Source organism: uncultured Allobosea sp., assembly GCF_945956895.1.
Classification (GTDB): Bacteria; Pseudomonadota; Alphaproteobacteria; order Rhizobiales; family Beijerinckiaceae; genus Allobosea.
Genome location: NZ_CAMFJF010000116.1, coordinates 1 through 6,443 on the forward strand (window position 1 = coordinate 1; position 6,443 = coordinate 6,443).

The following is a 6,443-nucleotide window of genomic DNA, read 5'->3' on the forward strand; positions in this document are numbered from 1 at the left end:
ACGATCGCGTATTGCTTGACGAAGCCGCCGACGCTGGCGACCTCGGCCACGCCCTCGGCACGTGAAGCCGCAAAGCGGATCTTCCAATCCTGTAAGGAGCGCAGCTCGGCCAGAGACATATCCTTGGCCATCACTGCGTATTGATAGACCCAGCCGACGCCGGTCGCGTCCGGCCCGAGCGTCGGCGTCACCCCTGACGGCAGACGGCGCGCCGCGGTGTTGAGGTATTCCAGCACGCGCGAGCGCGCCCAATAGGGATCGGTGCCGTCCTCGAAGATCACGTAGACGAAGGAGACGCCGAAGAAGGAGAAACCCCGCACGACGCGCGCCTTGGGCACAGTCAGCATCGAGGTCGTCAGCGGATAGGTGACCTGGTCCTCGATCACCTGCGGCGCCTGTCCGGGATATTCGGTGTAGACGATGACTTGGACGTCGGAGAGGTCGGGGATGGCGTCGAGCGGCAAAGTCCTGAGTGCATAGGTGCCGGCAGCAACAGCGAAGGCTGCTCCCACAAGTACCAAGATCAGGTTGCGCGCCGACCAGGCGATCAAGCGGGCGATCATGGCTTGGCCTCCGGCTGCGCGAAGCCGCTCAGGGCAGCCTTGAGGTTGCTCTCGGCATCGATCAGGAAGTTGGCCGAGACGACGACGCGGTCGCCCTCGGAGATACCCTCGCTGATCGCGAACAGGCCGTCGCCGCGGCGGCCGAGCTTGACCTCACGTGGCTCGAACCGGCCCTCGCCGCGATCCAGAATGACAACGCGCCGTGTACCGCTGTCGATGACGGCACTACTGGGAACTGCGAGCTCGGCGCTTGCATCGCCTGCGCCGATTTCGACATCGGCGTACATACTCGGCAGCAAGACGCCATCGGGATTGGCGAGCTCAATGCGGACCTTGGCAGTGCGCGTCGCCTCGGCGATCTGCGGATAAATCACGCTGACGCGCCCTTCGAACGCGACCTCAGGACGCCCGCGCAGTCGGACCGTCGTTGGCGCGCCGATACGTATGTCGGATAGCTCGCGCTCCGGCACGTCGGCCAGAACCCAGATTGTCGAAATGTCGGCGAGCCGGAACAGGCTGGTTCCGGCCGCCATCTTCATGCCGTCGCTGACGCTTCGCTCCAGCACGATGCCGTCGCGCGGTGCTGACCAGTTGATCGTCGGGGGCACCTTCCGGCTGCGCTCGATCTCGGCAATGATTTCGGGCGGAACACCGAGGTTCTCGAGGCGCTGCCTTGCGCCGCCCTCCGGCACGCCGCGCCCGGCGGCGTTGAGCTCGGTGATGAACTGGGCGCCAGCCGTGCTGATGTCAGGCGAGTATATGCGCGCGAGCCGCGTGCCCTTAGCAACGCGATCGCCGGTCGTAACCGGCGCGACCTCCTGGACGAAGGCGTCCGCGCGGATAGCCACCACAGAAATACGTCGCTCGTCGAGCTGCACCGCGCCCGGAACACGAATGGTCTGGGCAATGGTCTGGCGACGGACTGGTTCGGAACGCACACCGCTGCGCTGGATGCGGCCGGGCGAGAGCTTGATGATCCCGTCCTCGCTCGCATCGCCTTCGTAGACGGGGACATAGTCCATCCCCATCGAGTCCTTCTTCGGCACGGGCGACGTATCCGGGAGACCCATGGGGTTGCGGTAGTAGAGGATGCGCCTCGTATCGGCCCGGGCCGTCCGCTCCTCGCCTGGCTGCTTTTCCTCGAAGCTGATGTCCTGGCTCGCGCGGACGGCGGAGAAAGACCTGCCATCCTCAGTCTGCCGCGGCCCCGCCGAATAAACCAGCTTCCGGTCCGGGTCCTGATAGTAGATTACCGGGCCGCTTCCGACGGGCTCGGTTGCGGCGAGCGAACCGTCGATGCCGAACCGAGTGCGTAGACCTGGCACCGCGACACCGCGATGCCCGGCCCAATAGCCTGCACCTCCCGTCGCCAGAATGGCGGCGAGAGCGAGGCCCGTGAGGGCGAGGCGTTTCATGGCAGGGCCTTGAGGATCAGCTTGTTTTCGAGCGTGCCGGTTTCACCCTGGACCTTGGCGCCAAGCGACAGGCGCCAACCGCCTTCCATGACCAAATTGGTCCTGAAGCTGTAGGTTCCTGCTTCCGGAGCAGGGAGTGCTTCGATCGGAGAGGCCATCGTGGCCATGCCCTCCGGCTCCATGTCCATGCGCTTGGCGAAGATGACGGCATCCGGCACCGGCTTGCCAGAGCGCTTGTCGATCAGCCTGACGGTGACGACAACACCGTTGCCCTGCTTGAATTCACTCTGAGTGAGGCGGAATTCGTAATCCTTGACCTCCGCCAGAGCTGGAAGCGCAACGGCGGCGAGCGGAAACGCGGCGATAAGCGCGCGCGAAGTGCGGGTGAAAATCATTGTCGAGATCCTGAGACGGTAAGACTGCTGCGCCTGCGCGTGCAGTTCCAAACGTGGCGTAAGCCACGGCGCACCGACCGCTCGGATTTACCGTGCGGTCGCGACCGGCGCATGAGCGCCGGCTATGTCTCAGCTTCGTGGAGGTCGGGCGGGTGGCTCGCTCGGCTGTGAGAGGCGTGCGGCCTCATTGCCCGCAAGCCCGAGCATTACGACAACAGGTTGAACAACCAGGTCAGACGCCGTGGCTTCGTTCGCAAAGCTCTTGGCCAGGCAGAAGCTCACGGCTGGGCAGTTCGTCGTGCAATCCGGTTGCTTGTCCTTCGGATTGGGGCAGCACGGCATCTCAGGCGACATTGCCGCCATCGTCTCGCTGTCCATGTGGGCATAGCCGGCCTTTGCAGGCGCCACCAGGGCAACCAACATCGTGGCCGTGACGAACAGCCCCAAGACCAACACATTCGCGAGAAGTCGAAGCTTCATAGCACTATTCTGACACTCCGTCAGATATCGCAAAAGAGCGGAAGCTGCGGCTGTTTGACCGGGAGCAATCAAAGTCGCGGCTTCGTGATCTCACCTTTGGCTGGTCAGCATACGGCGCAGGATGTCGTCGCGACGATAGAAATGGTGCCACAGCGCACCGGCAACGTGGATCAGTGCCAGCACCAGTAGCGTCCAGCTGAGCCATCGATGCACGGGCGCGGCGCGGAAGCTCAGATACATCGCAACCGTGCCCGTGAACGGCAAAAGCAACAAGAGACCATACAGAACAACGTGAACGCCGGACGCAGCCCAGCGTTCGACCGGCGATAAGCCTTCAAGCGAAGGCCGGCCATAGAGATAGCGCAGCGCGATCTGGGTCAGCGCCAGCCCCATGACCAGCCAGCCCATCCAGGCATGGACCTGGTGCAAAAACAGATCGAACGGGACAGGCTTCGTGAAGCCATGTGCCATGTGGGTGCGCTGGATTGCCCAGGATGTCGGGACCTGGGCAATGCACAACAACGGCACGAGCCAGTGGATCCAGCGTTGGTAGACACCGAAAGACTTGGTCGGGCTGAGTTTGGGAACAAGGACGCTTTGCAACAAGCTCACGATTCAGGCACGTTCGGTTGAATGGCGCAGGGTGGGTCGGGCATCAGCGGGAGGCAACCGTCCAGTGCCAGGTGCTGGACGGAATCAATGCAGTTCCATCACGCCGTTCACGGACTGCTATTATTCCAGAGAGACGGTGCGTAACCGCAGGGCATTTGCAATCACGCTGACCGAGGACAAAGCCATCGCCGCCGCCGCAATGATCGGCGACAACAGCAATCCGAATATCGGATAGAGCACGCCTGCCGCGATCGGCACGCCCGCCGCATTGTAGATGAAGGCGAAGAACAGGTTCTGCCGGATATTGCTCATCGTCGCCCGGCTGAGCTGCAGCGCGCGCACGATACCCTCCAGGTCGCCCTTGAGCAGGGTCACGCCGGCACTTTCGATCGCGACGTCCGTGCCCGTGCCCATCGCGATCCCAACGTCCGCCGCCGCCAGCGCAGGCGCGTCGTTCACGCCGTCGCCGGCCATCGCGACCACCCTGCCTTGCGAACGAAACTTGCTGACGACTGCGCTCTTGTCCTCGGGCAGAACCTCGGCCTCGACCTCGTCGATACCGAGCCGGCGCGCGACCGCCTGTGCCGTCGTCTTATTGTCGCCGGTTAGCATCACCACCCGAATGCCGGAGGCCCTGAGGGACTCGATCGCCTTCGGTGTGGTCTGCTTGACCGGATCGGCGATCGTCAGCAATCCGGCGACGCGGCCATCGATCGCGACGAAGATTACAGTGCCGCCTTCGGCACGCAGAGCCTCGGCCTCGGCCGTCTGCGCAGCGGTGTCGATGCCGGCTTCGCTCATGATCCGATGGCTGCCGATCACCAGCGCGCGGCCTTCGACCGTCCCCGTCACCCCCTTGCCGACCGGGCTGTCGAAATCCTGCGCCTCGGGCAGGGCGATGCTGCGTTCCTTGGCGGCATCGACGATCGCGGCGGCGAGCGGGTGCTCGCTCGCCCGCTCCAGCGAAGCGGCGAGTCGCAGCAACTCGCTCTCCGCGATTGCGCCGACCGGCTTCAGCCCGGTCAGCCGCGGCTTGCCTTCGGTCAAAGTACCGGTCTTGTCGACGACGAGGGTATCGACCTTCTCGAAGCGCTCCAGCGCCTCGGCATTCTTGATCAGCACGCCGAGACGCGCGCCGCGCCCAACCCCGACCATGATCGACATCGGCGTCGCCAGGCCGAGTGCGCAGGGGCAGGCGATGATCAGCACGGCGACGGCGGCGACGAGCCCATGCGCGAAGCGCGGCTCCGGCCCGAACGCCATCCAGGCGGCGAAAGCGACGATGGCGATGACGATGACCAGCGGAACGAACCATCCGGAGACCTGGTCCGCCAGGCGCTGGATCGGTGCCCGCGAGCGCTGGGCCTCCGCCACCATCGAGACGATCCGGGCCAGTATGGTGTCGCTGCCGACCTTGCCGGCGCGCATGATGAAGCCGCCGGTGGTGTTGAGCGTGCCGCCGATCAGGGTCGCGCCGACCTCCTTGGTGACCGGCATCGATTCACCGGTGACCATGGATTCGTCGATCGAGCTGCGGCCTTCGATCAGTTCGCCATCGACCGGGACCGTCTCGCCCGGGCGGACCCGCAGGCGGTCCCCGACATGGACCGCGTCGAGGTTGATATCCTCGTCCTCGCCATCGTCGCGCACCCGCCGGGCCGTCTTCGGTACGAGGTCGAGCAAGGCCCGGATCGCGCCGCCGGTCTGCTCGCGGGCCCGCAATTCGAGGACCTGGCCGAGCAGCACCAGAACGGTGATCACGGCCGCCGCCTCGAAATAGACCGCGACCGCGCCTTCCGCGGAACGAAGCGTTTCCGGGAACAGGTTGGGAGCGACGGTCGCGATGACGCTGTAGGCCCAGGCGACGCCGGTGCCCATCGCGATCAGCGTGAACATGTTCAGGCTGCGGTTGACGAGCGAGGCCCAGGCTCGCTGGAAGAACGGCCAGCCGGCCCAGAGCACGACGGGCGTCGCCAGGACCAGCTGCAGCCAGTTCGAGCTCTGCTGGCTGAGCAACCTATGCAGATCGACAAGATGCCCGCCCATCTCTAGCATGAACACCGGCAGGGCGAGCGCGAGGCCCACCCAGAACCGGCGGGTCATGTCGACGAGCTCAGCGCTGGGCCCTTCCTGGAGCGTCGCGATCTCAGGTTCGAGCGCCATTCCGCAGATCGGGCAATTGCCCGGGCCAGGCTGGCGGATCTGGGGATGCATCGGGCAGGTGTAGATCGCGCCCTCGGGCGCTGGCTTGGCGGCGGGCGTCTCGACCTTCTCCCCAACATAGGCGGCCGGATCAGCCTCGAACTGGTTCTGGCAGCCTGCTGAGCAGAAGAAATAGGTCTTCCCCGCATGGGCGGCCTGATGCTCTGCCGTGGCGGGATCGATGGTCATTCCGCAGACCGGGTCCTTCACACTCGCCCCTGTACCATGAGAATGACCGTGGTGGTGTGCATGGTCATCCTGCCGATGGCCGGCGTGACGCTGATGATTTGCCATGGCTCGCCGTTTTGCCCTTCTGCCCCTTCGCCTTGCCAATGCAGGAGCGGCCGGCGGGTCCGCGCCAGCCACCGCGATCAGCCAACGCGATCCGCGCCCGGCGTGTACCCAGCGCCCGCCACGATCGACCTGACGGCGGAGAAGTCGGCCGCACCGACGACGCTGACGAGCTTCGAAACCGGGTCGGCGGTGACAGCGGTTCCGGGCAATTGATCCTCGATCGCCTTCTTGATCGTGCCGGCACAATGGCCGCAGGTCATGTCCTCGACACGAAAGCTGATCGCGCCCTCAGCGGCGGTTGGCGCTTTGGCGGCAGCGTCCGAATGTTGCTGGCAGGCGCACATGACTGCAATGTCCCTCGTTGACGATCGCAGCAGCCTGCAGCTTCCCACAATGGGAAGGTCAAGCGCCTTTCGCACGCTCCTCGTCAGTGCAGGATCTGGCTGAGGAAGAGCTTGGTGCGCTCGTGCTGCGGGTTCTTG

7 protein-coding genes are annotated in these 6,443 nt (G+C 64.9%); all 7 read right to left on the reverse strand.

Annotation, left to right across the window (positions count from 1 at the left end; genetic code table 11):
• Positions 1 to 563, reverse strand: a 563-nt coding sequence (locus Q0Q02_RS22750; protein WP_293812974.1) for an efflux RND transporter permease subunit, incomplete at its 3' end; no start/stop codon positions are given.
• Entirely contained in the window at positions 560 to 1,978 is a 1,419-nt protein-coding gene (locus Q0Q02_RS22755; RefSeq protein ID WP_293812976.1) for an efflux RND transporter periplasmic adaptor subunit, read from the reverse strand. The genes Q0Q02_RS22755 and Q0Q02_RS22750, both read right to left, overlap by 4 nt.
• Complete coding sequence (locus Q0Q02_RS22760; protein ID WP_293812985.1) at positions 1,975 to 2,373, reverse strand: FixH family protein; 399 nt, start codon at positions 2,371 to 2,373, stop codon at positions 1,975 to 1,977. The genes Q0Q02_RS22755 and Q0Q02_RS22760 overlap by 4 nt, the downstream gene beginning before the upstream one ends.
• Positions 2,374 to 2,502: 129 nt before the next feature.
• On the reverse strand, positions 2,503 to 2,853 hold the full coding sequence (locus Q0Q02_RS22765; protein WP_293812978.1) for a hypothetical protein: 351 nt from the start codon (positions 2,851 to 2,853) through the stop codon (positions 2,503 to 2,505).
• 90 nt (positions 2,854 to 2,943) lie between these two features.
• Entirely contained in the window at positions 2,944 to 3,459 is a 516-nt protein-coding gene (locus Q0Q02_RS22770) for a cytochrome b/b6 domain-containing protein (RefSeq protein WP_293812980.1), read from the reverse strand.
• Positions 3,460 to 3,585: 126 nt separating this feature from the next.
• Positions 3,586 to 5,961, reverse strand: coding sequence for a heavy metal translocating P-type ATPase (locus tag Q0Q02_RS22775; protein WP_293812981.1), 2,376 nt, complete (start codon positions 5,959 to 5,961; stop codon positions 3,586 to 3,588).
• A 77-nt stretch (positions 5,962 to 6,038) separates the two neighbouring features.
• The coding region (locus tag Q0Q02_RS22780; protein WP_293812983.1) for a heavy-metal-associated domain-containing protein at positions 6,039 to 6,443 on the reverse strand (405 nt) is incomplete at its 5' end.

Coding starts and splice junctions, on each gene's coding strand:
- Q0Q02_RS22755 (WP_293812976.1), bottom strand. CDS start 1,978: ATGAAACGCCTCGCCCTCACGGGCCTCGCTCTCGCCGCCATTCTGGCG.
- Q0Q02_RS22760 (WP_293812985.1), bottom strand. CDS start 2,373: ATGATTTTCACCCGCACTTCGCGCGCGCTTATCGCCGCGTTTCCGCTC.
- Q0Q02_RS22765 (WP_293812978.1), bottom strand. CDS start 2,853: ATGAAGCTTCGACTTCTCGCGAATGTGTTGGTCTTGGGGCTGTTCGTC.
- Q0Q02_RS22775 (WP_293812981.1), bottom strand. CDS start 5,961: ATGGCAAATCATCAGCGTCACGCCGGCCATCGGCAGGATGACCATGCA.